This is a genomic window from Chordicoccus furentiruminis, from assembly GCF_019355395.1.
In the GTDB taxonomy this organism is placed as follows: domain Bacteria; phylum Bacillota; class Clostridia; order Lachnospirales; family Lachnospiraceae; genus Chordicoccus; species Chordicoccus furentiruminis.
In genome coordinates, this window is the sequence record NZ_CP048829.1 from 3,101,410 (window position 1) to 3,127,408 (window position 25,999).

Below are 25,999 nucleotides of genomic sequence, written 5' to 3' on the forward strand. Positions count from 1 at the left end.
TATGGAGTGAAAAATGCAATCAACTGACACAAACCGAACGGCCGAGGTACGTCATGTCTTCATCATCGGCTGCAAGGGAATCCCGGCCGCTTACGGCGGGTTTGAGACCTTTGTGGACAAACTGACGGAGTATCGCCGTTCGGACCGGATCCGGTATCATGTCGCATGCAAGGGAGAGGACGACCGTGTCTTTCGATACAATGGCGCGGATTGCTTCACGATCCGCGCGCCGGGTACGAAGCCGCAGATGTCCGTATACTATGATCTGGCCGCGCTCCGCCGCGTAATCCGCTATATCAAAACACATACGGAGATTTGTGAGCCGGTCGTCTATGTGCTTGCCTGCCGCGTCGGACCCTTTATATGGAAGTACGCCCGTCAGATTCATCGCCTGGGAGGAAAGCTTTTCGTCAATCCTGACGGGCACGAGTGGATGAGAGCGAAGTGGAGTCCGCCCGTCCGGCGCTATTGGAAGCTCTCGGAGCGATTGATGGTGAAGCATGCTGATCTTCTGATCTGCGACAGCCAGACCATCGAACGCTATATTCGGACTGAATACAGCCGCCTGCATCCGGTGACGACTTACATCGCGTACGGATCGGAGATGCGTCCGACGGGCAGAGCGGACAGGAGTCCGTCCTGTCAGACGTTCTTCGATACGCACGGGCTGAGTGCGGACGGGTACTATCTGATCGTCGGCCGCTTTGTGCCGGAAAACAATTATGAAACGATGATTCGCGAATTTCTCCGGTCCGGTACGAAAAGGAAGCTGGTGATCATCACCACGCCGAATCAGATTCTTTATGAAGAGCTGGACCGGCGGCTGCATTTTACAGAGGACAGCAGAGTCTGCTTCGCGGGAACCGTCTATGATCAGGATCTGCTGGAAGAAATCAGACGGGGAGCCCATGCCTATCTTCACGGGCACTCGGTCGGGGGGACGAACCCGTCTCTTCTGGAGGCACTGGGCGCAACGGACCTTAATCTGCTCTATGATGTAGGGTTCAACCGGGAGGTCGCGAAAGACGCGGCGCTTTACTGGACACTTGAGGAGGGCAGCCTCAGTTCTCTCATTGACCGGGCGGACCGGATGACGGAGACGGAGATCATCCCTTTCGGGCAGCGTGCAAGAAAAAGAATCAGAGAGGCATTCAGCTGGCCGTTTATCGTCAGCGAGTATGAGAGACTTCTTCTCGACGGCGTCATGCCCGCAGAGGGGAAGGCAGGATCGGAAGGAGGTTCGCAGGAGAAATGAACCGCGTGAGAAGAGTCAGAATGAGTACGATGCTCAGAATGGTCCTTGAGCGCTGGAAGGGAATGCTGGCCGTGGCGCTGTTGCTGGCGGCTGTTTTCGGCGCTCGTCAGGTGAAGAAGCTCTGGCCCTATACGGACGCGAATGGAGAAAAGACGGAGCAGCAGACCGGACAGACGGCCGGATCCGATGCCTCAGAAGAGAGTACGTCGACGTATCAGAAGGAACTGGAACGGATCAACCGTGAGATTGCGTCCAGACAGGACTACCTGGCCAATTCTCTGCTTGCGCAGCTTGATTTTGCGAATGTTTCATACGCTTCCTTTGACATTTATGTCGATGAATCGAAGGCAAGAGAGCAGGCGGAGAAGGCTGCGGCCGCTTCCGGCGGAACGTCGGAGGCTGACTACAGCTGGAGCAGCGACGAGGCCAATGCGCTTCTGCGCTGGATGAACATTTTTATTTCCTCACGTCTTGATCTGACGGATCTCGCGAAGAAGCTTGACACGAAACCGGTCTATGTGAAGGAGCTTTTCAGCACGGTGAACTATGACACCAATGCTCACGCCCTGACATTCCAGACGCGGGGACGGACCGATGAGGAGGCGGCGGCGATCCGGGACGAGGTGCTCCGTCAGGTTCAGAAGGCGGACTTCTCGTCTGTCGCGGATCCGGAACTCTTCAGCATTGTCGTCACGGGAAAAGCGTCCTATCATTCGACGGAGAATGGCAGCTTCGGGTGGCACTCGGCACGCGTGGGTGAGATCAATTCGCTGATGACGGCCAAGGATACGTTCAAGACGAATATCGACCGGAACCGGAGCAGCGCGGCCGTGACCGCGGCGACATCGAAGACGTCCGCACCGGTGATGAGCCGCCGGCACGTGCTGGTCTCGTCTGTAAAGCATGCAGCAGCGGGCTTTGCCGCCGGCGCGGTTCTGTTCTTCATCTGCTGCGTTCTCGTTCAGATGGCGCGGGGGCGGGTACTTTCCGCACGGGAGTTCAATGAGCTCTACCAGATCCGGAAATTGGGCGTCGTGCCGAAGAAAGATATCGGAACGCTCCGCGGACTGGAACGCTGGGCGGCCGGCATCGACCGGCGGTATCTGAGCGCGCAGGATCCGGCGACGGCTTACCGGATCGCCGCGGAGAACCTCAATCATTTCTCCAGCGGCGCAAAGCAGATCGCTCTGATCGGCGATGTGCGGGAAAATCTGCTTGCGGACGCCGCCTCGTCTCTATCCGGAGCCGCGAAGGAAGGCGCATCTGCGCTTCTTCCGATCAGCCGCTTCAGCGGCGACCCGGGAGCGTGGGAGAAGCTGGAGAGCTGCGACGCGGTGGTGATGGCGGCCTCTGTCGAAGAGTCTTCTTATGCGCAGACCGATGATCTGATGAACATCGTCACAACATACGGAAAACCGGTGCTCGGAAGTCTCGTGATCTGAGAATGGACCGGCGCCAGGAGGGAAGGCCCGCGGATTCCGCGGGCCGTTTTCTTTGATCAGCATGTGTCATCCCGGATTCGGTGCGGAAGCCGGTTCCGGCAGGACGGACGCTGTGTTAGAATAGGATCATCAGAACGAACGGAACGGAGAAGGAGGTGCGTCATGAACGCGGAAGAACGATATGGCGAATGGATGGAGCATCTTGAGGCGGAGGACCCGCTTCGCAGAGAACTGGAAACGATCAGCGGAAACGACGCGGAGATCACGGAACGTTTCTATCAGGATATCGTGTTCGGGACCGCGGGGCTTCGGGGTATCTGCGGCGCGGGAACGAACCGGATGAACCGCCTGACGGTCGGCAGGGCCACTCAGGGAATCGCAAATTATATTCTGCATTCCGGCAGAGATCGGAAGCGCGGAGTGGTGATCGCCTATGACTGCCGTCATCATTCAAAGGAATTTTCCGAACTGGCCGCGGAAATTCTTGCGGGCAGCGGTATCGATGTCTACCTTTTCCCGTCGCTCCGGCCGACTCCGGAGCTTTCCTTCGCGATCCGTACGCTGGGGGCGGTATCGGGGATCAACATGACGGCGAGCCATAATCCTAAGGAGTACAACGGCTACAAGGTGTACTGGGAGGACGGAGCTCAGATCTCGGGCGCCGTTTCCGACGGCATGCTCGCGGAGATCTGCCGGCTTGGCTTCTTTGATTCATTCCGGAGGATGCCGCTTTCGGAAGCGGTTCGCCAGGGATATGTCCATATGCTCGGTGAGAATATGGACAACGCTTACCTTGCGTATGTGCTGTCGATGCAGCAGCGGCCGGATGCGGAACTTGACCGGAGCGTGCCGGTGGTGTATACGCCGCTCAACGGGGCGGGCAGCCTTCCGATGCGGGAGATGGCGGCGCGCCGCGGATTCACGAATCTGCATGTGGTAAAGGAACAGCGGGATCCGGATCCGGACTTCACGACCGTCCCGTTTCCGAATCCGGAAAACCCGCAGGCCTTTGAACTGGCGGAGAAACTCGGGCGGGAGACAGGGGCCGAGCTGCTGATCGCCACTGATCCGGACAGTGACCGGATGGCGGTTGAGATCGCCGACGGACGCGGAGGCTTCCGCTTTCTCAACGGAAACCAGACAGGAGCGATGCTGATTGCCTATCTGGCGGAGAGTCAGAAGGCGGCGGGAAGGCTTCCGGAGAAGGCGGCGATGATCAAGTCCATCGTGACCGGAGATTTCGGGCGGACGATCTGTGATGCGTACGGGATTCATGTCTTCGAGGCACTGACGGGGTTCAAGAACATCTGCGGACGGATTCCGGAGCTGGAATCGAAGGGATACGCCTACTTCTTCGGCTATGAGGAAAGCATCGGCTGCGCGCCGGGCGAAAAGGTGCGGGACAAGGACGGCGTCTGCGCGGGCATGCTGATGATGGAGCTTGCCGCATACTGCAGGAGACAGGGCGTCTCTCTGCGAGATTACCTGGAGAATCTTTACCGGACATACGGTTACTTTGCCGAGAGTCAGGTCTCCGTTGTGCTGAAAGGCCGGGAGGGGCAGGAGAGAATCAGCCGGATCATGGACGCTTTCCGTGCCGGCAGGCCGGATCGGTTCGGAGGCGTTCCGGTCGCGGAGACGACGGATTATCTGCACGGGTATGAGGACATTCCGGCTTCGAATGTGCTGAAGTTCACGCTCGCGGACGGAAGCTGGTTCGCGATGCGCCCGTCGGGTACGGAACCGAAGATCAAGTTCTACTATTATGCGAAGGCGGAAGACGGGACCGGTGCGGCGCGCAGGGTGGACGCGCTGTCCGCCGCCGTCGGACGCATGGTTGATGAGATCTCATGAAGACGATCATCACCACCGACATTCACGGCTGCGCGCTGGAGCTGACGGCGCTGCTTCGAAAGGCGGAGCTCGACCGGACGAAGGACCGCCTGGTGATTCTGGGCGATCTTTTCGACCGGGGGCGCCACTCCTATGCGGTCTACCGGACGGTTCGGAAGCTGGCGGCTGAGATGGGAGAACGGTTCATTCTTGTACGGGGAAATCATGACCAGTTCCTGCTGGATTATCTGAACAATCCCGCAGCTCTTGAGCTCTGGCGCGTCAACGGCGGACTCCGGACCCTCGCCTCCTTTGAACTGCACCATCAGCCGCTGGAGGAGGTGGGCCGGTTTCTTTCGCGGACACCGCTCTGGTTTGAGACGGACCGGTTTATCGCGGTTCACGCGGGCCTTGTGTCAGAGATCCCTTCGGATAATGACCCGGATATCCTGCTCTGGGACCGGTCGGTGACAGGGGGAAGCTATCGCGGAAAGCTCGGAATCGGAGGACATACGCCGATGAACGCCCCCTGCCTTTTTACGGAAGACGGACACGCGCTGGTTCTCGGGGAGGACGTCCGGATGACGCTTCCGGAGAGAGGATTCATCTGTCTCGATACAGGCTGTGTCTTCGGACGCCGGCTTACGGCGATGATCATCGAAGACGACGTCTTCCGTCTCGCCTCGATGAAAAAGATGGATTACTGAATGATCTTATTTCGTCTCCGGGCTGTCCGGATCGAATTTGTATCCCATCCCCCAGATCGTCTTGATCAGGTTGCCTTTTGCGCCCATCTTGCTGCGGAGCTTTTTCACATGCGTATCGATGGTCCGGGCGTCTCCGAAGTAATCATAATTCCACACGGCGTTCAGGATCTTCTCGCGCGAGAGCGCGATTCCTTTGTTCTCCACGAAGTAGGAGAGCAGCTCGAACTCCTTGAAGGAGAGTTCCACTTCGCGGCCGTCGATGGTTACCTGATGAGCTGTCTTGTCAATCCGGATCCCGGCTGATTCCAGCACATCGCCCGTACCCACGGCTCCGGAGCGCCGGAGTACCGCGTCCACCCTGGCGACCAGGATCTTCGGCGAAAACGGTTTCGAGATGTATTCGTCCACGCCGAGGTTGAAACCGAGCAGCTCATCGCGCTCATCGCCCCGCGCCGTCAGCATGATGATCGGTACCTTCGAGTACTGACGAATTTCTCTCACGACCTGCCAGCCGTCCATTTTCGGCATCATGACGTCCAGCAGGATCAGGGCGATATCCTTTTCCCTGAAGAACCGTTCCACAGCCTCCTCGCCGTCCGCCGCCTCGATGACGGTGTAATTCTTCTTTTCCAGAAAGTCACGGACGAGCTTCCGCATCCGAGCTTCGTCATCCACGACCATTACCTTCAGCTGATCCATTCGGTTTCCTCCCTTTGCTGCCTCCGGGAAACGCCGCTTATGCGGTCCGGCTCCCGCTTTGCTGTCTTTTCACGCATCTTACTGTTTTCTGCGGCAACTGCCTGTCATTATAATCTCCAAATGTGAACGAAGATTGAAGTCGGCGGCCTGAAAAATGCATAATAAAAAAGAAAATTAAAAGCGATAAATATGATAAATAAGATATCAACATAAAAATGTACAGATAATATGGTTGTTGCTGCCGGAAATGCGGGATATAATAAGGTAAACAGACCGGATTCGGACGGAATCGGTTACAAAAAGAACACAGGGAGGAAAGGGCTATGAGAAGAGGATTTGCCATCGTGCTTGCGGCAGTCATGACATGTCAGGCCGTATCAGCGGCGCCGGTTTTCGCCGCGTCATCCGCAGAGACGGCCGCATCGGACATGAAGGTGGCCATGATCACCGATTACGGCGATATCACCGACATGTCCTTCAACCAGACGACCTATGAGGCGGGCAAGTCGTTCTGCGAACAGAACGGCCTCGACTTCACCTACTACAAGCCGGAGGGAGATTCGACGGCGGACCGCAGCGCCATGATCGACAAGGCAGCGGCGGACGGGTACAACGTCATTCTGATGCCGGGCTACGCCTTCGCAGAGGCGATTGTCGACGAGGCGGATATGTACCCGGATGTGAAATTCATCGCACTCGACGTATCGCAGGGCGATCTGGATGACGCTTCGGGGGAGGACGGCTACTCGAGGGATAATGTCTACAGCGCCGTCTATCAGGAGGAGCTGCCGGGCTATATGGCGGGATACGCGGCTGTGAAGATGGGATACCAGAAGCTCGGCTTCCTCGGAGGCATGGCGGTCCCGGCCGTGATCCGCTACGGGTACGGATATGTGCAGGGCGCCGATGACGCGGCGAAGGAACTGGGCGAAAGCGGCGTTGAGGTCAATTACGCCTATGGCAACCAGTTTTTCGGCGACGCGGACATCACGGCGGCGATGGACACATGGTACAGCGGCGGCACGCAGGTCGTCTTCGCCTGCGGCGGCGGAATCTACACTTCCGCCTGCGAGGCGGCTGAGAAGGCCGGCGGCAGGGTGATCGGTGTCGATGTGGATCAGAAAGAGACGATAGACAGCCAGTATGGCAGCGGAATGTGCATCACATCGGCTGTGAAGGGACTGGCTGCGACGGTTAATACGCTTCTCGGCGCGGTCCGTGACGGGAAATGGGGGGACTACAAGGGGAAAGTGGAAAACCTCGGCCTCGTGAGCGGCGATGATATGTCCCTCAATTACGTCGGGCTGCCGGAGGACTCCACGGTGTTCACCGATACCTTCACGGATGACGACTACAAGGCACTGGTGAAGGATCTATACGACGGAAAAATCAAGGTCGAGAGCGACACGACGGCGGAGGAACCCGCGGCGGAAAACATCACGGTGAATTTCCAGGGCAACCTGAAGTAAGTGCGGACGAAACGAATCCGGGGCCGGCAGATTCAGCATCTGTCGGCCTTCTTTGAACCGCTGACGCGTTCCTGGAAATCTGCCGGACCGGGGGATTTCCCGTTTGAACGACGGGCCTTGCGACGCGCAGCAGGACGGGAAAGGGGATGATCGGATTGGAGGAAACGCCCTACGCCATCGAGATGCTTCATATCACGAAGCGTTTCCCCGGCGTCGTCGCGAACGACGATGTCACACTGCAGCTGAAAAGGGGAGAGATCCACGCGCTGCTCGGAGAGAACGGAGCGGGGAAATCGACGCTGATGAGCGTGCTCTTCGGACTTTATCAGGCGGAGGAGGGGGAGATCCGGAAGGACGGGAAAACGGTGAAGATCACCGATCCGAACGACGCCAACGCGCTGGGTATCGGCATGGTGCACCAGCATTTCAAGCTGGTGCAGTGTTTTACGGTACTCGACAACATCATCCTCGGTGTGGAGACAACGAAGCACGGCTTTCTTGAGACCGGCGAGGCCCGCCGGAGGGTGATGGCACTCTCGGAAAAATACGGGCTTCGTGTCGATCCCGACGCGAAGATCGAGGACATCACGGTCGGCATGCAGCAGCGGACCGAAATTTTGAAGATGCTTTACCGGGAAAATGAGATCCTGATCTTCGACGAGCCGACGGCGGTGCTTACGCCGCAGGAAATTGAGGAGCTGATGCAGATCATGCGGAATCTTGCCCGGGAGGGCAAGTCCATCCTCTTCATTTCCCATAAGCTGAACGAGATCATGGAGGCGGCGGACCGCTGTACGGTGCTCCGGCGCGGCCGGTGCGTCGGAACAGTGAAGATCGCCGATACAAACGAGCAGGAGCTGAGCCGGATGATGGTCGGCCGGGATGTGCAGCTGGTGGCGGAAAAGCAGCCGGCAAAGCCGGCAGACGTCATACTCGACGTACAGCATCTCACCGTCCCGTCGAGACTACACGGAACGGATGCCGTGAGGGACGTTTCCTTTCAGGTGCGCGGCGGCGAGATCGTCTGTATCGCGGGCATCGACGGGAACGGCCAGACGGAGCTGATTTACGGGCTCACCGGCCTGATGCCGGTCCGAAGCGGACGGATCCTTCTGTGCGGAGAGGATGTATCGGGAGCGAGGGTGCGCGAGCGCTCCCGATATCTGAGCCACATTCCGGAAGACCGGCAGCGGCACGGACTGGTGCTGGATTATCCTCTTGACTACAATCTCGTGCTGGAGCGGTATGACAGGAAGCCGTTTGTGAACAGGGCCGGTTTCCTTCGCCGGAAGCAGATCCGGAATTATGCGGATCGTCTGATCCGTCAGTATGACGTCCGCTGCGGCCAGGGAGCGGCTACGATCGTCCGCAGCATGTCCGGCGGCAACCAGCAGAAGGCGATCATCGCCCGCGAGATGGACAAGGATCACCGCCTGCTGGTCGCGGTTCAGCCGACCCGCGGTCTTGACGTGGGCGCGATCGAATACATCCATAAAAAAATCATCGCGGAGCGGGACGCGGGGCGCGCGGTTCTGATGGTATCACTTGAACTGGAGGAAGTGATGAACGTGTCGGACCGCATTCTCGTGATGTACGAGGGCCGCATTGTCGGTGAGCTGGATCCGAAACGGACCAGCGCCGGAGAGCTTGGTCTCTATATGTCGGGCGCGAAGGGGAAGGAGGGATGAAGATGAACCGGAAGCGGTCCGTTCTGGAAAACAGTGCCGTGCAGTCCGTCCTCGCGGCCGTTCTGTGCATTCTGTCGGGGCTCCTGATCGGCTATATCGTTCTCCTCATCATCAATCCGAAAGGGGCGGGCGACGCGATTATCACGATGGTGAAGAATTTCATGGAATATCCCACGCGGCCGCCCCGGATGAAAGCGCTGGGCAATACACTCGTCAAGACTGCCCCTCTTCTGATGTGCGCTCTCTCCATTAACTTCTGCTACAAGACGGGGCTCTTCAACATCGGGGCGGCGGGGCAGTATGTGGCCGGCGCAGCAGCCTGTCTGTACGGGGCGCTGGGACTGCATCTTCCCTGGTATGTCTGTCTGGCGATGGCCGGCGCGGCCGGCGCGCTCTGGGGGTGCGCTGTGGGTCTTCTGAAGGCGTACGCCAATGTCAACGAGGTCATTTCGGGCATCATGCTCAACTGGATCGGACTGTATCTGGCGAACATGCTGCTGCAGAACGTGAAGGAATCCACAAGCCCCTATACGCTTCATGTCAGCAAGGCGGGCCGGAACTCGCTTCTTCCCTCCGCCGGACTGAACGCTCTTTTTACGAATAACCGTTATGTCACCATCGCCATTCCGCTGGCTGCCGTCTTCGCGGTCGTCATCTGGATCGTGCTCGGCAGGACGAAGTTCGGCTATGAAATCCGCGCGACCGGATACAACCGGGACGCGGCGCGCTACGCGGGCATGAACGAGAAGAAGAACATCATCCTGACGCTGGTGATCGGCGGCGCGCTGGCCGGGATCGGCGCAGCCTTTCTCTATCTCAGCGACTACGAGCAGTGGTCGGTCACCCAGTCCTCGGTGCCGGCGATGGGGTTCAACGGAATCGCGGCGACCTTCCTCGGCGGTCTGAGTCCCATCGGAACGATCTTCGCCTCGTATTTTATCCAGCATATCACAAGCGGGGGAAGTCTCATCAACAAAAGCATGTATCCGTCCCAGATCGCGGACCTCGTCACGGCGATCATCATCTATCTCTGCGGCTTCGTGATGTTCTTCCGGACCTCGATGAACCTTCGCCTCGAACGCAGGAGAAGCCGTCCGGCGTGTGAAAACGACAGGGAAGGAGGTGGCGCTTCATGATCCTTCTGCTTCAGTATACGCTGATTTTCGCGTCGGTTCTTACGCTTGTGGCGCTCGGAGGCTGCTTCAGCGAGCACTCCGGCGTGATCAATCTGGGCCTCGAGGGCATTATGGTGATCGGGGCGCTCGGCGGAGCGCTGGCGATGAAACGGATGGGAGACCTGCCGGGGGCGGCTGTTGTACTGCTCGTGCTCCTGATCTCCGCCGTATCCGGCATCCTTTATTCATCACTGCTGGGGCTCGCCTGCATCGGCTTCCGCGCGGATCAGACTCTGGTCGGCACGGCGCTCAACATTCTGGCGACCGCGGCGGCCACCGTTGTCGTCAAGGCGGTCAATATGGCGGAAAATCCCGACAATGTGTCCTCCACCGTTCAGTACGGCGCCGCGAAGCGGGCCTTTATCCTGAAGCTCGGACGGTTTCAGTTCAACTGGTTCATGCTGGCGGCGCTGGCGGCGCTGATCGCCGCGTACCTGATTCTGTACAGAACCCGGTTCGGACTCAGACTGATGGCCTGCGGGGAAAATCCGCAGGCGGCGGACAGTGTCGGAATCCATGTCCTCCGGATGCGCTGGGCCGGCGTTCTGATCTCAGGCGCGCTGGGAGGAATCGGTGGGATCGTCTACATCACGGCCGGCGTCAGCGAATGGAAGTTTGAGACCGGCGTCGCGGGGTTCGGTTTTCTCGCTCTTGCCGTGATGATCTTTGGCGCGTGGCGTCCGCTGAATATCGGACTGGCGGCGCTTCTCTTCGGTTTTTTTCGCGCGCTGTCAAACGTTTACTCCGGCTTTGACCGGCTTGCGTCTCTCAAAATTCCCGGATCGGTCTACAACATGATGCCGTATATCATCTCGCTCCTTGTGCTCGCGTTTACATCGAAAAATTCAAGGGCGCCGAAGGCGGAGGGGATCCCCTACGACAAGAGCGCGCGGTGAGCGGACATATCCGGTGCGGCAGCGGAGACGGATGCATGTTCCGCAAAAAACGCAGAGATCGGCGGAGAGGGAAGAGTCTCCGCCGTTTTCTTATTTTTATCACATTCCTGCGGTAAGGTATCAGAAGATGCGGTCTCCAGGGACAAAGACGGGAGCGGACGCGTCGAATTGACAGGAAGCGGGTGAGGGATATGAACTGGCTGAGACGAAGACAGGAGAGGATGAAGGCGCGGACGCATTCCATGACACGGGAACTGTCACTCCTGATCGCCTCGATCATCGTGCTGGCGCTGGTGGTGATCGGCGTCATGACCTGGCTCTTTCTGGAGCCTTTCTACCGGAGTGACAGGATCAGGAGGATGAAGGATACCTATCAGCAGCTGGTTTCGCTCACGAAGAGCGAGATCGACTCATCGGAATCGATCAAGATGATGCTGCTGAACAACAATATTCAGGTGACGATCGTGTCAAGTACAATGGATTCGGTCTACACAACGAGTCACGAACCGAACCGGAATCTGGTGCGTCTCTATGAGTATGTCACGGGGTTTGCAAGGGAGAACACGGATGTACTCGAGAAGACGGACGCCTATACCCTGCAGATCACAAAGGAGGCCCATCCGGCACTCGATTATCTGGAAATGTGGGGGCAGCTGGAATGTGGGGATTACTTCCTTCTTCAGACGCCGCTGGACAGCATCCGATCTGTTGCGAAGCTGACACTGATGTTCTATCTTCTGCTCGGTGCCGGCGTGATTCTGATCTCGGTCGCTGTCGTCTGCTTCCTCGTGAGGCGCTACACGCGCCCGATCGTGCAGCTGACCGCTCAGGCCCGGCGGATGGCAAATCTTGATTTCGAGGCGCGCTATGAGGGATCGGAAACGAACGAGATCGGCGAACTCGGACGGAGCTTCAACAAGATGTCGTCGGAACTGGAGCGGACGATTTCGGAGCTGAAGTCCGCCAACGCGGAACTGCAGAGGGACAACGAGAAGAAGACGAAGATCGACGAGGTCCGCAAGGAGTTTCTGAACAATGTCTCCCATGAGCTGAAGACGCCGATCGCGCTGATTCAGGGGTATGCGGAGGGACTGAAGGAAAATATCGCCGAGGACGCGGAGAGCCGCGACTTTTACTGCGACGTCATCATCGACGAGTCATCGAAGATGAATCATATGGTGAAAAAGCTCCTGACGCTCAACCAGCTCGAGTTCGGCAACGATCCGGTGGTGATGGAACGGTTCGATCTGACCGGACTGATCTCCGGCGTCATTCAGGGGATGAAGATTATGATTGACGAGGCGGGAGATGCGGTTTCGTTCGCGCAGAAGGAGCCGGTCTATGTCTGGGGTGACGAGTTCAAGATTGAGGAAGTCGTCACCAACTATCTCAGCAATGCGGTCCATCACTGCGAGAACGAAAAAAGAATCGAGATCACGATGAAAGAAGAGGACGGAATCGTGACGACGACCGTCTTCAACACCGGACGTCCGATTCCGGAGGAGGATATCGGACGCGTCTTCGAGAAGTTCTATAAGGTGGATAAGGCAAGAACCCGCGCTTACGGAGGATCCGGCATCGGACTTTCCATCGTTCAGGCGATCATGGACGGCCATCAACAGCGCTGCGGCGTGAAGAATTATGAGAACGGCGTGGCTTTCTGGTTCACACTGGAGAGCAAGTCGGAGGAACAGGTCCAGACGCCTTCCTGAACTTGCCGTTCATTTCCGGAACGGAATATGGTATGATGAACCGGATGAACGGAAATGACAGGGAGCGGAAGACATGATAGCGATCATCGATTATGACGCCGGGAACGTCGCGAGCGTGGAAAAAGCGTTCCGGAAACTCGGGCGTAAGGCGGAGATTACCCGTGATCCGGCCGTGATTCTGAAGGCGGATCATGTGGTTCTGCCGGGCGTGGGCAATTTCGGCGACGCAGCCGGCAATCTCAGAAAATACGGTATGGATGAGGTCATACGGGACGTCGTCAGAAAGGAGATCCCCTTCCTCGGCATCTGTGTCGGGATGCAGCTGCTCTATGAGGGAAGCGAGGAGAGTCCGGATGTACCGGGACTCGGGCTGATCCGCGGTCAGGTCCGCCGCTTTCCGGGCGGGGAGGGACGGAAGGTTCCCCAGATCGGGTGGAACTCGATCTTCATGATGAACGGAGACGAGCTGCTTGACGGTGTTCCGAACGGAGCCTTCGTCTATTTTGTCCATTCCTATTACGGCAAGGCGGAGAACACGAACTGCGTACGCGCGGTCTGCGGCTACGGGCCGATCTTTGATGCGTCGATTCAGAAGGGACGCGTGTTCGCCACACAGTTCCATCCGGAAAAATCCGGGAACGTGGGTCTCAGAATCCTTGACAATTTCGTACATGTCAAGTGAGGAGGGCGGATTATGCTGACGAAACGAATCATTCCCTGCCTTGATGTGGACGGAGGCAGAGTGGTAAAGGGCGTCCGCTTCGTCGATCTCGTCGATGCGGGCGATCCCGTGGAGGTCGCGAAGGCGTATAATGAGGAAGGCGCGGATGAACTGGTCTTTCTCGATATCACGGCTTCATCAGACCGGCGCGACACAGTGGTGGATATGGTCCGCCGTGTGGCGGAGCAGGTGTTTATCCCGTTTACGGTGGGCGGAGGCATCCGCAGCGTAGACGACATGAGACGGATCCTCCGTGAGGGCGCCGACAAGGTGTCGGTAAACACGGCGGCGGTCGAACACCCGGAGCTGATCCGCGAGGGCGCGGAGAAATTCGGACGCCAGTGCATCGTGATCGCCATTGACGCGAAGCGGCGACCGGACGGATCCGGATGGAATGTCTTTGTGAAGGGAGGCCGGGAGGATACCGGCCTCGATGCGGTTGAATGGGCGAAGAGAGCCGTTTCTCTCGGCGCCGGCGAAGTGCTTCTGACCTCCATGGATGCGGACGGAACGAAGAACGGCTATGACATCGGACTCACAAAGGCGGTTTCCTCTGCGGTGGACGTGCCGGTGATCGCTTCGGGGGGCGCCGGGAAGGCGGAGGATTTCTATCAGGCTCTGACGGAAGGCGGCGCGGATGCCGCTCTGGCGGCTTCGCTTTTTCATTTCAACGAGCTTTCCATCGGAGAGGTGAAACAGTATCTGGATGAACGGAAGGTTCCGGTCCGCTGGTAAGGAGGAGCGGCAGACATATGGCGATCACGGGAGAATGGGAGAAGGCGCTGCGGCCTGAATTCGCGAAGCCGTATTACGCGGAGCTTTATCGGACGGTCCGGGAGGAATACCGGACGCGGGTGATCTATCCGCCGGCGAAGGATATTTTCAACGCGTTCGCCTTCACACCGCTTGAGAAGGTGCGTGTCCTGATTGTGGGACAGGATCCTTATCATGAGCCGGGTCAGGCCAACGGCTTGTGTTTCTCCGTCCATCCGGGCGTGCCGGTTCCTCCGTCGCTGGTCAATATCTACAAGGAACTGCACGAGGATCTGGGATGCCGGATCCCGGACAACGGGGATCTGACGCACTGGGCCGAACAGGGCGTGATGCTGCTCAATACCGTGCTGACGGTTCGTGCCCATCAGGCCAATTCTCACCGGAATATCGGATGGGAAACCTTCACGGATGCCGCGATCCGCGTGATCGCGGCGGAAGACCGGCCGATCGTTTTCATTCTCTGGGGAGGAGCGGCACGCCGAAAGAAGAGTATGATCACCAATCCGAAGCATCTGGTGATTGAATCGGCTCATCCGTCGCCGCTATCGGCCTATAACGGGTTTTTCGGAAGCCGCCCGTTTTCCCGCTGCAACAAGTACCTTGAGCAGAACGGCCTTCCGCCGATCGACTGGCAGGTTCCGGATACGGGCGAAAAGCGGAAGACGGACGCAGGGCCGGCCGGCGCGGCAGAATCATGAGGGAAGGAAGTACACTGCATATGTCACAGTCAGCGAAGGGTCAGGTGACCAGACAGGCCGCGTTTCTGATGGCCGCCCAGATGATCTCGTCTGTCATCGGACTGCTTTACCGGAGCCCGCTCCATCTGCTGATGGGGTCCGAGGGCGACGGATATTATCAGTATGCCTATGAATGGTACACCATCATACTGCTGATCTCGTCGTACAGCATTCCGAGCGCGGTGTCGAAGGTGATGGCGGAGCGGCTGGCGGTGCACGAGTACCGGAACGCCTTCAAGGTTTTCAAGGCAGCTCTTCTTTATGTGCTGGTTGTCGGCGGAGTGGGCGCGGCGGTGGCCTTTTTCGGCGCGCCGTTCATCCTCGCGAAGCAGCCGGACGCGGTGCTGGCTCTTCGCGTGCTTGCGCCGACGATCATGCTGTCCGGCTTCCTCGGAGTGTTCCGCGGCTTCTTCCAGGCGCATAACACGATGAAGCCCACAGCGGTTTCCCAGGTCGCCGAGCAGATCATGAACGCCGTCTTCTCGATCCTGATGGCGTATCTGCTGACCCGTCCGTATGCGGGCAACCCGGGACTCAGAGGAAAATTCGGCGCCGCCGGCGGCACCATCGGCACGGGCGCCGGTGTGGTGACCGGGCTTGTCGTGATGCTGCTGGCCTGGTTCGTGAACCGGAAGATGGTTTCGCGCCGCATCGCCCGCGACCGTCATGAGAAGGAGGAGTCCTATCAGGAAGTCATCCGCGTGATTCTTCTGATGTGCACGCCGATCATTCTGGCGACCTGCGTGTACAATCTGACTTCCGTCGTGGATCAGGTGATCTTCACGAACGTGATCACCGGCAAGGGATATACATCGGCGCAGGTCAGTATTCTCTACGGCATCTTCGGCTACCGCGTCAAGCCGATCATCAATATCCCGATCGCGCTGGCGTCCGCCACCTCCACCGCGCTGATTCCCGCGGTGGCGACTTCGATCTCGCGCGGATCGAAAAAGGAAGCGGTATCCAAAATTGACGAGTGCATCAAGATGACGCTTTTCATCTCGATTCCCTCCGCGGTCGGCGTGGCGGTCCTGTCCTATCCGGTCATGTTCGCTCTTTATCCGGGAAGGGCGGTCACTGTAGAGGCCGCGGCGCAGCTGCTGAGCCTCGGGGCAGTCTCCGTGGTGTTCTACAGCCTCTCGACTGTGACAAACGGGGTGCTGCAGGGACTCGGCCGGCCGTCCGTCCCGGTCCGCAACGCGGCCGCTGCGCTGGGCGTCAATGTCGCGGTTCTCTATGTGACGACTGCGCTTCTCAACTGGCATGTCTACGGCATCGTCGTCTCGATCCTTGCGTACTCGATGACCGTGATGATCCTCAACGCGCTGTCGGTACGCAAGTATGTCGCCTACAGCCACTCGGTCCGGCAGTTCGCCGCACCGGTGAAGGCGTCCGTCGTGATGGGCGCGGCGGTGGGGGCTGTCTACTGGATCCCGAAGCTTCTGTTCGGCTTTATCTTCAGCCGGTATCTTGCGAGTGCGCTGCTTCTCGTCGTATCCGTTCTGACCGGTATCGTGGTATACGTGCTGATGTATGACCGTTTCGCGCACCTGACGGATGATGAGCTGCGCCGTGTTCCGCTGGGAACGCGCCTTCTGCATCTGCTGCGTCTCCTTCATCTGAGGTAAATGCAGCCGCAGCCGTCCGATTCCGATCCAAAACGTTTCAGAACGTGCGGCGTGCGCGGCGGCAAGGGTTCCGGGCGCATGCCTGAACGTATGACAGATGCGGCAGTACATGCCCGGATTCGGGCCGATGAACCAGGAGAAACCCGGAAAGGAAGGCGGATGAAGACGGAAAAGACGAATCATCGGGCGTATCAGCGGGAACTCGACCGGCTGATCGCAAAGAACAGGGAGGCCGGCATTGTGCCGAGCCTCCTTCTGCATAGCTGCTGCGCGCCGTGCAGCTCCTATGTGCTGGAGTATCTGTCAGAGGATTTTTCCATCACGGATCTCTACTACAACCCGAATATTACGGAGAAGGAGGAATACCGCCGGCGTGCGGATGAGATGAGGCGGCTGATCGGGGCGCAGCCCCATCTTCATCCCGTCTGGTTTGTCGAAGGTGTCTACGAGCCGGACCGCTTTTTCGAAACCGTGAAGGGGTATGAGAAGGAACGGGAAGGCGGGGCGCGCTGCCTTCTCTGCTTCCGCCTCCGTCTGGAGGAGGCTGCCCGCGCGGCCTGCGGGGGATATACGGATCCAGCCGACGGAAGGCACAGGATGTACGACTTCTTTACGACCACACTGACGATCAGCCCGCTGAAGGATGTGGATGCGATCAACCGGATCGGAGAGGAGATCGCCGGAGAATGCCGGGCGCGGTTCGGCCCGGAGGCGCCGCGGTGGCTCCCGTCGGATTTCCGGAAACACGGAGGCTATGCGCGGAGCATCGAGCTGTCCCGTGCCTACGGACTTTACCGGCAGAATTACTGCGGCTGCGTATTCTCGAAGCGGCGGGATCTGCTGATCGGCCGGCGGAACGATCCGGAAACGGGCGGGAATCCGTGAGACCGCTGATGTTGCGCATCGGCGGGGCTTGCAGTATAATGGGCGGAAATTCAGATTAAGAAAGGGGATCATATGGCTCAGCTTTGGGGCGGACGTTTCACAAAGCAGGAAAATGAACTGGTGAACGCGTTCAATGAGTCTTTGACCTTCGACCGGCGGCTGGCCGAGCAGGATATCGTCGGCAGCCTCGCCCACGCGGCGATGCTGACGCAGCAGGGGATCCTGACGAAGGAAGAGGGCGAACAGATCATGGAGGGACTGGAGTCCATCCATAAGGACATCTCCGACGGTACGCTCAAGGTCGCCGGGGATTATGAGGATATCCACAGCTTTGTGGAGTCCAATCTGATCGAACGGATCGGCGAAACGGGGAAGAAACTTCACACCGGCCGGTCAAGAAACGATCAGGTGGCGGTGGATATGCGCCTCTATGTGCGGAATGAGCTCGACGAGATCTCTGACCTTCTGCTGGAGCTTCTGCATACCGTCCTTTCCCTGATGGAAGAGCATCAGCATACTTATATGCCCGGTTTCACACATCTTCAGAAAGCGCAGCCGGTTACGCTGTCCCATCATTTCGGCGCCTACTTCGAGATGTTCCGCCGGGACTATGAGCGGATGATCTCGATCCGCGGCCGGATGAACGTCTGTCCGCTCGGAAGCGGCGCGCTCGCCGGGACAACCTATCCGCTTGACCGGCAGATGACCGCGCAGATCCTTGAATTCGACGGGCCGTGCGAGAATTCGATGGACGGCGTCTCGGACCGGGATTATGTCATCGAGACACTGGACGCGCTGGCGATTGCCATGATGCATCTCTCCCGGCTCTCCGAGGAGATCTGCATCTGGAACTCGAACGAGTACCAGTTCATCGAGCTGGACGACGCGTACGCGACGGGCTCCAGCATCATGCCCCAGAAGAAGAATCCGGATATCGCCGAGCTGATCAGAGGAAAGACCGGACGCGTCTACGGCGCGCTCGTCCAGATGCTGACGACGATGAAGGGCCTTCCGCTTGCCTACGACAAGGACATGCAGGAGGACAAGGAGATGACCTTCGACGCCGTCGATACGGTGAAGAACTGTCTGACGCTTATGAAAGGCATGCTGTCCACATCCCGCTTCAACGAGGAGAGAATGAAAAAGAGCGCGCAGCAGGGCTTCGCCAACGCCACCGACGCGGCCGATTATCTTGTGAGGAAGGGCGTTCCGTTCCGGGACGCGCACGGGATGATCGGGCAGCTGGTGCTCCGGTGCATCGAGAAGAATACGAGCCTTGACGAACTGCCGCTCAGTGAGTACCGCGCGGTATGTCCGGCCTTCGACAAGGATGTCTACGAGGCCATCTCCCTGTCCGCCTGCGTCAGCCGGCGTCTCACGAAGGGAGCGCCCGGCGCCATGGCAGAAGAGATCGCCGGAGCGAAGGCGTATCTCCGTATGATCGAGGATCTGGACAAGTCTGAGGAGCGGTAAACCCGGCGCCGCCTGCGGCGGCGCCTTTCTGTGAGGAGGAAAAACAAATGTCTGAGAAACTGAGAGTCGGTATCCTTGGCGCAACGGGAATGGTCGGCCAGCGTTTCATCACGCTGCTTGAGAATCACCCGTGGTTCGAGATCCATACGCTGGCGGCGTCCGCGTCAAGCGCGGGCAAAACCTATGAGGAGTCTGTCGGCGGACGTTGGAAGATGGATACCCCGATGCCGGAATCGGTGAAGAAGATGGTCATCAAAAATGTGTCCGACATCGAGGATGTGGCGAAGGATGTGGATTTCCTTTTCTCAGCCGTCAATATGTCGAAGGATGAGATCCGCGCCATCGAGGAGCAGTACGCCCGGACAGAGACACCGGTCGTCTCGAATAACAGCGCGCACCGCTGGACGCCGGATGTGCCGATGGTCATTCCCGAAATCAACCCGCAGCACTTCGAGATCATCGAGGCGCAGAAAAAAAGACTGGGGACGAAGAGAGGCTTTATCGCCGTGAAGCCGAACTGCTCGATTCAGTCCTACACGCCGGCTCTGGCCGCGTGGATGAAATTCGGACCGACGGACGTGGTCGTCAGCACCTACCAGGCGATTTCAGGTGCGGGCAAGACCTTCCGGGACTGGCCTGAGATGGAGGGCAACATCATTCCGTTCATCAGCGGCGAGGAGGAAAAGTCCGAGCAGGAGCCGCTCAAGGTGTTCGGCCATATTGAGAACGACCGAATCGTGAAGCTTGAGAGCGATCTCCGCATCACATCCCAGTGCATCCGTGTGCCGGTGCTCAACGGCCATACGGCGACGGTGTTCCTGAACTTCAGGGAGAATCCGACGAAGGATGAGCTGGTGGAGGCGCTGCGCAGCTTCAGCGGCCGTCCGCAGGAGCTGGGGCTTCCTCACGCGCCGGAGCATTTTATCCAGTATCTTGAGGAAGACGACCGTCCGCAGGTGGCGCTGGACGTCAACTTCGGCGGCGGGATGGGAATTTCCATCGGACGCCTCCGCCGGGACAGCATTTTCGACTGGAAGTTTGTCGGCCTTTCGCATAACACGCTGCGCGGCGCGGCGGGCGGCGCGGTCGAGTGCGCCGAGATGCTGAAGGCGCTCGGCTACATCACGAGAAAGTGACCTGAGGAGGATCCGTGGGGAAAGCATTATTTATCGCGGAGAAGCCCAGCGTGGCGCAGGAGTTCGCGAAAACGCTGGGCGTCACGGGGGGAAAGCGGAACGGGTACCTTGAAACGGAGCGCTGTATCGTCACATGGTGTTTCGGCCATCTGGTGACGATGAGTTATCCGGAAGCCTATGACCCGAAGCTGAAGAAGTGGTCCCTTGATACGCTGCCGTTTCTCCCGGAAACCTTTCGATACGAGATCATCAGGGAAGCCGCTGACCAGTTCCATACGGTCAGCGGCCTTCTTTCGCGGGATGATGTGGACTGCATCTATGTCTGTACGGACTCCGGACGCGAAGGGGAATACATCTACCGTCTGGTGGAGATGATGACCGGCCCGAAGGTACGGGAGAAGGAGAGGCGCCGCGTCTGGATCGACTCCTTCACCGACGAGGAAATCCGACGGGGGATCCGGGAGGCGAAACCCGAGTCGGAGTATGACCATCTGGCGGACGCGGCCTTCCTCAGAGCGAAGGAGGACTATCTGATGGGGATCAATTTCTCCAGAGTCCTGACGCTCAAGTACGGAAACTCCATCGCGTCCTACCGCAAAGCGAAGTGGTCGGCCATCGCGGTCGGCCGTGTGATGACCTGCGTGCTCGGTATGGTGGTCCGGCGGGAGCGTGAAATCCGTGCCTTTGTGAAGCAGCCGTTTTACCGGGTGACCGGATCCTTCGAAGGCATCGGAGGAGAGTGGCGCGTCTCGCCAGGCAGCCGTTACGAGGGATCGCCGAAGCTGTACCGCGAGAACGGATTCCGGGAACGGGCGGATGCGGAGGCGCTGATCTCCGTACTGAGCCGGGGACGCTCGGCCGGGGGGACGTTCCGGGCGTCCGGTATTCCGGAGGAAACTTCCTGGAAGAGAGGCGGGCGGAGCCCGTCGGAGAGGGCGGAATCCGGGCCGTCCGAAGCGAACGCGCCGGTTCCCGCTCCGGGACCGGACGGTGCCGGCACAGCTCCGGCTTCGGAGAAGAGCGCGGAAACGGAGCCGATCCGGGCGCTTGTCGAATCCGTATCCCGGAGACAGGAGAAGAAGAACGCGCCGCTTCTTTATAATCTGGCGGAGCTTCAGAACGACTGCTCCCGGCTCTTTCATATCTCGCCCGACCAGACGCTGAAGATCGCGCAGGAGCTTTACGAGAAGAAACTGACGACCTATCCGAGAACCGATGCCAGAGTGCTGTCCACTGCAGTGGCGAAGGAAATCGCGTCGAACCTGAAGGGGCTGACCCGCGTGGAGGCGGTTGCCGGATTCGCGAAGGAAGTGCTCGACGGGACGGCGTGGAAATCGATCGGACGCACGCGCTACACCAACGACAAGGCGATCACGGACCATTACGCCATCATCCCGACGGGATCAGGCCTGGGCGCGCTGCGCTCGCTCAGCGATCTGAGCAGACGGGTGTATGAGGCGGTCTGCCGCCGCTTTCTCTCGATCTTTTTTCCGCCGGCGCTCTATGAGAAGACGTCCGCCGTGCTGCTCCTCGACGGGGAACGCTTTTATGTCAGCGCGCGCCGCCTCACGGAGGAAGGCTATCTCCGGGTGCTCGGGAAACGCAGTACGCCGAAGGACGGGGACGACGGAGCGGAGGAGACGCGGTTGACGGCCGCCCTGCTGAAAAAGCTGAAAAAGGGTGCGTCTCTTGTGACGGACCGTCTGGAGGTCAGGGAGGGCGAGACCTCGCCGCCGAAGCGCTATACATCCGGATCGATGATCCTCGCGATGGAAAATGCAGGACAGCTGATTGAGGACGACTCCCTCCGGGAACAGATCCGCGGTTCGGGTATCGGAACGAGCGCGACCCGGGCGGATATTCTTGCCAAACTGGTGAAGATCCGGTATCTGAATTTGAATAAGAAGACGCAGGTGATCACGCCCGAGCTGCTTGGGGAGATGGTTTACGATGTGGTCGATCACTCCATCCGCCCGCTGCTGAGCGCGGAACTGACGGCGAGCTGGGAGAAGGGCCTCACAGGCGTCGCGGAAGGGCGAATCTCCACGGACGAGTATATGGAGAAGCTGGAAGGCTTCGTCACGCGGCGCACCAACGCGGTGAAGCAGCTCCGGAACCAGCAGGAGCTGCGCACCTGCTATGACAGGGCGGCTGCATGTTACAGAAAACCGGCCCGGACGGCGGGAAAGCGGTCCGGCGCATGATGGAGGTGGAGTTATGGCACAGGAAGAACAACTGACGATCAGAGAGCTTTTTACACTAACGGAGACGGCGGCAGAGGAATATCTTTCCTCGTTTACCTATCCGTGGGAGGCGCTTGGCGGCATTCACGATCTGATTCTCGAGCTGGGGCCGAAGCTGCCCGCGGACCGGTTCCATCAGGTGCGGGAAGATGTCTGGATCGCCAACTCGGCTTCTGTTTTTGATTCGGCGTATTTTGGCGGCGCCTGCATCATCGGCGAGGATACGCAGGTCCGGCACTGCGCTTTCATTCGGGGCGACGCGCTCGTGGGAAACGGCTGCGTGATCGGGAACTCCGCGGAGCTCAAGAATGTGATTATCTTCAATTACTGTGAGGTGCCGCATTACAACTATGTAGGGGATTCCATTCTCGGATTCCACGCGCATATGGGTGCCGGATCGATCACGTCCAACATCAAGGCGGACCGCACGAATATCGTGGTAAAGGGAAGCCGTCCGATCGAGACAGGACGCAGAAAGATCGGCGCAATGCTGGGCGACTGGGTGGAGGTCGGCTGCAATGCGGTGCTGAATCCGGGGACCGTCGTCGGCCGGCACTCCATGATCTACCCGACGAGCTGTGTCCGCGGCGTCATCCCGTCGGAGACGATCGTGAAGCCGGACGGCAGCCGGATCGCAAAAAGATAACGGGAGAAAACAGGGATTTTCCGAAAGACGGTAAAGGACATGCACCCGACTGTCCGGGCCTTATGACGGTCCGGCAGGCGGCTGCATGCCCCTTTTATTTTATTGCCATCCCGAGGCAGAAACGGCCGATCAGGAAGAAGACCATGAACTGGGCCGGATAGAAGACATAGAAGAAATATTTGCTCTGGCGTCCCCTCTGTCCGTTGTACAGCAGCAGCGGCAGGAAGGCGAAGACTGCGGGCCACTCCCAGAGCCCGACGAGAATCGCGCCCGCCGCGCACTGAAGAACCCGGTCGTCCCGAAGCAGGAAGAGAAGCAGGATCAGCAGCATACCCCGGAAATCATAATCGAGATGAAAGGTCTGCGCGAGCAGGATAAAGGGCACGGCGGCCAGAAACTGAAGGGCGAGCCGCACCTCCGGAGGATGGATGCGCCGGACCTTTCCGACCGCGTCGAAGGCCCAGAGCATGCCGACGCCCATCGCCAGCTCGAACATCACGTTCTGATGGCCGGGGTACCAGAACGTCTGGTACAGGCAGAGATCGAACGGCACCTCCGAGATCAGTCCGAACAGAAGCAACCGGATGATATAGCGGAGACGGCTGTGCGTATGAACGAAGCCCTCGACCAGAAGAAAGCAGAAGATCGGGAAGGCGGTGCGGCCAACAGCCCGGAGAAAGAGGTAAAACTGGTAGAGATTCCAGAGACTGCCGGTCCGGCTGATCGGGATATGAGGGCGGATCAGGCTGTTGAAGATCAGGCAGGCGGCGCCGTGGTCGATCGCCATCGTGACGATCGCGATCCGCTTGAGGCGCGCGCTGTTGAAGATCCGATAGGTTTCGCTGACGGAAAACTGCATGTCCGGTGATTCTCCTTCGAAGATGGCGCGGGACGGTCCCGGAGGCCGGATAAAGCCATTCTACAACAGACAGCTGAAAAATCCTACCGTCGGACAATTTTTCTTTCCGCGTCTATGGCTTTATGCTATACTTACCGGAGTGAGTAAATCCATCCAGAAAGGAGATTTGCAATGATTTACACCAAAAAAATCGAATCGCAGTGCCCGGTTACTCAGGGCGTGCATCATGGCGCCGCTCCGATCCCGGAGGAAGGACAGTGGGTTCAGTCGAAAAGAGTGGAGGACATCTCCGGCTACACCCATGGCGTCGGCTGGTGCGCTCCGCAGCAGGGTGCATGTAAGCTTTCCCTCAACGTGAAGCAGGGCATCATTCAGGAGGCTCTGATCGAGACGATCGGCTGCTCCGGTATGACCCATTCCGCGGCGATGGCGGCTGAAATCCTGCCGGGCCTTACGGTTCTGGAGGCCCTGAACACTGACCTTGTCTGCGATGCGATCAATACCGCGATGCGTGAGCTGTTCCTGCAGATCGCCTACGGCCGTACGCAGAGCGCGTTCTCCGATGACGGTCTGGCAATCGGCGCCGGCTTCGAGGATCTCGGCAAGGGCGACCGCTCGATGGTCGGCACGATGTACGGCACGCTGAAGAAGGGCCCGCGTTACCTCGAGATGACCGAAGGCTACGTCAGACAGATCGGCCTTTCGGATGAGGGTGAGATCATTTCCTATAAATATGTCAATTTCGGAAAGATGATGGACTTCATCAAGGGCGGCATGGACGCCAACGAGGCACTGGAGAAGGCGTCCGGCGTCTACGGCCGCAAGGACGACGTCGTCAAGTGGATCGATCCGAGACAGGAATAAAGAAAGGAGGAAACGGACATGGCATTATTTGAATCTTACGAAAGAAGAATCGACCAGATCAACAAAGTTCTGAACAGCTATGGCATTGCCTCCCTTGAGGATGCCCGGAAGGTCTGCGAGGATGCGGGGCTGGACGTCTATCATATGGTTGAGAACATTCAGCCGATCTGCTTCGAGAACGCGAAGTGGGCGTATACGGTCGGCGCGGCGATCGCCATCAAGAAGAACTGCCGCAGAGCGGCGGACGCGGCGGCGGCCATCGGCGAGGGCCTTCAGTCCTTCTGCATTCCGGGATCTGTCGCGGACCACAGAAAGGTCGGACTTGGCCACGGCAATCTGGGCAAGATGCTGCTGGAAGAGGATACCGAATGCTTCGCTTTCCTTGCGGGACATGAGTCCTTCGCGGCGGCGGAAGGCGCGATCGGCATCGCCAACAACGCCAACAAGGTCCGCAAGAAACCGCTTCGCGTGATCCTGAACGGTCTCGGCAAGGACGCGGCGAGAATTATCTCCCGTATCAACGGCTTCACCTTCGTTGAAACGCACATGGACTACAAGAAGGGCGAAGTGATTGAGGACGGCCAGATCGCTTATTCCAACGGCCCGCGCGCGAAGGTCAAGTGCTACGGAGCCAATGACGTCACGGAAGGCGTCGCGATCATGTGGAAGGAGAACGTGGACGTTTCCATCACCGGCAACTCCACGAACCCGACCCGTTTCCAGCATCCGGTTGCGGGTACATACAAGAAGGAACGCCTTGAGGCCGGAAAGAAATACTTCTCCGTGGCTTCCGGCGGCGGCACGGGCCGTACCCTTCATCCGGACAATATGGCTGCCGGCCCTGCCTCCTACGGCATGACCGATACGATGGGCCGTATGCATTCCGACGCTCAGTTCGCAGGTTCTTCCTCCGTTCCGGCGCATGTGGAAATGATGGGTCTCATCGGCATGGGCAACAACCCGATGGTCGGCGCGACCGTTTCCGTCGCGGTTGCAGTAGAGGAAGCGGCCAAGGCCGGGAAGTTCTGAAAAATGCCCGTTTTTAAGGCTTTTTCGGTGCTGTGAATTGTGCAGACAATTCGTAAATAGCAGGTTGCTTGTACATTACTTGTACATTGTTGTGAGGGTCAGGCAGAATTGTCTGACCCTTTATTTTT

22 protein-coding genes are annotated in these 25,999 nt (G+C 58.7%); 20 read left to right on the forward strand and 2 right to left on the reverse strand.

Translation table 11 applies throughout. From position 1 onward, the window contains the following. Positions 1–13 precede the first annotated feature (13 nt). The 4 genes from cps2T (at position 14) to G4C92_RS14165 (ending at position 5,237) form a co-directional block, all read left to right on the forward strand. A complete protein-coding gene (cps2T, locus tag G4C92_RS14150; RefSeq protein WP_274940461.1) occupies positions 14–1,255 on the forward strand; it encodes a beta 1-4 rhamnosyltransferase Cps2T in 1,242 nt (413 codons plus the stop codon). A 5-nt stretch (positions 1,256–1,260) separates the two neighbouring features. Continuing rightward, a complete protein-coding gene (locus G4C92_RS14155) occupies positions 1,261–2,697 on the forward strand; it encodes a hypothetical protein (protein ID WP_274940462.1) in 1,437 nt (478 codons plus the stop codon). Positions 2,698–2,859: 162 nt separating this feature from the next. Continuing rightward, positions 2,860–4,551: a phospho-sugar mutase gene (locus tag G4C92_RS14160; RefSeq protein WP_274940463.1), complete on the forward strand. Its 1,692-nt coding sequence runs from the start codon at positions 2,860–2,862 to the stop codon at positions 4,549–4,551. Beyond that, complete coding sequence (locus G4C92_RS14165) at positions 4,548–5,237, forward strand: metallophosphoesterase (RefSeq protein WP_274940464.1); 690 nt, start codon at positions 4,548–4,550, stop codon at positions 5,235–5,237. Before G4C92_RS14160 ends, G4C92_RS14165 begins: the two co-directional genes overlap by 4 nt. A 6-nt stretch (positions 5,238–5,243) precedes the next feature. Here G4C92_RS14165 and G4C92_RS14170 read toward each other — a convergent pair whose 3' ends face one another. Next, on the reverse strand, positions 5,244–5,936 hold the full coding sequence (locus tag G4C92_RS14170; protein ID WP_274940465.1) for a response regulator transcription factor: 693 nt from the start codon (positions 5,934–5,936) through the stop codon (positions 5,244–5,246). A gap of 323 nt (positions 5,937–6,259) precedes the next feature. On the opposite strand from G4C92_RS14170, the gene G4C92_RS14175 reads away from it, so the two are divergent. The 14 genes from G4C92_RS14175 (at position 6,260) to G4C92_RS14240 (ending at position 23,119) form a co-directional block, all read left to right on the forward strand. Continuing rightward, complete coding sequence (locus tag G4C92_RS14175; protein WP_274940466.1) at positions 6,260–7,405, forward strand: BMP family lipoprotein; 1,146 nt, start codon at positions 6,260–6,262, stop codon at positions 7,403–7,405. Positions 7,406–7,551: 146 nt separating this feature from the next. After that, positions 7,552–9,093, forward strand: coding sequence for an ABC transporter ATP-binding protein (locus G4C92_RS14180; protein WP_274940467.1), 1,542 nt, complete (start codon positions 7,552–7,554; stop codon positions 9,091–9,093). Positions 9,094–9,095: 2 nt separating this feature from the next. Beyond that, on the forward strand, positions 9,096–10,229 hold the full coding sequence (locus G4C92_RS14185; protein WP_330654733.1) for an ABC transporter permease: 1,134 nt from the start codon (positions 9,096–9,098) through the stop codon (positions 10,227–10,229). Next, positions 10,226–11,164: an ABC transporter permease gene (locus G4C92_RS14190; RefSeq protein WP_274940469.1), complete on the forward strand. Its 939-nt coding sequence runs from the start codon at positions 10,226–10,228 to the stop codon at positions 11,162–11,164. Before G4C92_RS14185 ends, G4C92_RS14190 begins: the two co-directional genes overlap by 4 nt. Positions 11,165–11,355: 191 nt before the next feature. Next, positions 11,356–12,876: a HAMP domain-containing sensor histidine kinase gene (locus tag G4C92_RS14195; RefSeq protein ID WP_274940470.1), complete on the forward strand. Its 1,521-nt coding sequence runs from the start codon at positions 11,356–11,358 to the stop codon at positions 12,874–12,876. A 73-nt stretch (positions 12,877–12,949) separates the two neighbouring features. Beyond that, a complete protein-coding gene (gene hisH, locus G4C92_RS14200; protein WP_274940471.1) occupies positions 12,950–13,558 on the forward strand; it encodes an imidazole glycerol phosphate synthase subunit HisH in 609 nt (202 codons plus the stop codon). Between the two features lie 12 nt (positions 13,559–13,570). Further along, the gene (hisF, locus tag G4C92_RS14205) at positions 13,571–14,332 is read left to right on the forward strand and encodes an imidazole glycerol phosphate synthase subunit HisF (protein ID WP_274940472.1); all 762 of its coding nucleotides are present in this window, start codon (positions 13,571–13,573) and stop codon (positions 14,330–14,332) included. A 17-nt stretch (positions 14,333–14,349) separates the two neighbouring features. After that, a complete protein-coding gene (locus G4C92_RS14210) occupies positions 14,350–15,069 on the forward strand; it encodes a uracil-DNA glycosylase (protein ID WP_274940473.1) in 720 nt (239 codons plus the stop codon). 20 nt (positions 15,070–15,089) lie between these two features. Next, complete coding sequence (locus G4C92_RS14215; protein WP_274940474.1) at positions 15,090–16,736, forward strand: putative polysaccharide biosynthesis protein; 1,647 nt, start codon at positions 15,090–15,092, stop codon at positions 16,734–16,736. A 159-nt stretch (positions 16,737–16,895) separates the two neighbouring features. Then, entirely contained in the window at positions 16,896–17,621 is a 726-nt protein-coding gene (locus tag G4C92_RS14220; protein WP_274940475.1) for an epoxyqueuosine reductase QueH, read from the forward strand. Between the two features lie 72 nt (positions 17,622–17,693). Continuing rightward, complete coding sequence (gene argH / locus G4C92_RS14225; protein WP_274940476.1) at positions 17,694–19,094, forward strand: argininosuccinate lyase; 1,401 nt, start codon at positions 17,694–17,696, stop codon at positions 19,092–19,094. A 47-nt stretch (positions 19,095–19,141) separates the two neighbouring features. Continuing rightward, entirely contained in the window at positions 19,142–20,230 is a 1,089-nt protein-coding gene (gene asd / locus G4C92_RS14230; RefSeq protein WP_274940477.1) for an aspartate-semialdehyde dehydrogenase, read from the forward strand. A 14-nt stretch (positions 20,231–20,244) separates the two neighbouring features. Beyond that, positions 20,245–22,434: a DNA topoisomerase gene (locus G4C92_RS14235; protein ID WP_274940478.1), complete on the forward strand. Its 2,190-nt coding sequence runs from the start codon at positions 20,245–20,247 to the stop codon at positions 22,432–22,434. A gap of 13 nt (positions 22,435–22,447) precedes the next feature. Continuing rightward, a complete protein-coding gene (locus G4C92_RS14240; RefSeq protein ID WP_274940479.1) occupies positions 22,448–23,119 on the forward strand; it encodes an LbetaH domain-containing protein in 672 nt (223 codons plus the stop codon). 94 nt (positions 23,120–23,213) lie between these two features. Here the strand turns inward: G4C92_RS14240 and G4C92_RS14245 are convergent, their stop codons facing one another. Beyond that, on the reverse strand, positions 23,214–23,978 hold the full coding sequence (locus G4C92_RS14245) for a TraX family protein (RefSeq protein WP_274940480.1): 765 nt from the start codon (positions 23,976–23,978) through the stop codon (positions 23,214–23,216). A gap of 171 nt (positions 23,979–24,149) precedes the next feature. Here G4C92_RS14245 and G4C92_RS14250 point away from each other — a divergent pair, with 171 nt between their 5' ends. Then, positions 24,150–24,842: an iron-sulfur cluster assembly scaffold protein gene (locus G4C92_RS14250; RefSeq protein WP_274940481.1), complete on the forward strand. Its 693-nt coding sequence runs from the start codon at positions 24,150–24,152 to the stop codon at positions 24,840–24,842. An 18-nt stretch (positions 24,843–24,860) separates the two neighbouring features. Then, a complete protein-coding gene (locus G4C92_RS14255; RefSeq protein WP_274940482.1) occupies positions 24,861–25,871 on the forward strand; it encodes a GGGtGRT protein in 1,011 nt (336 codons plus the stop codon). Positions 25,872–25,999: the final 128 nt, after the last annotated feature.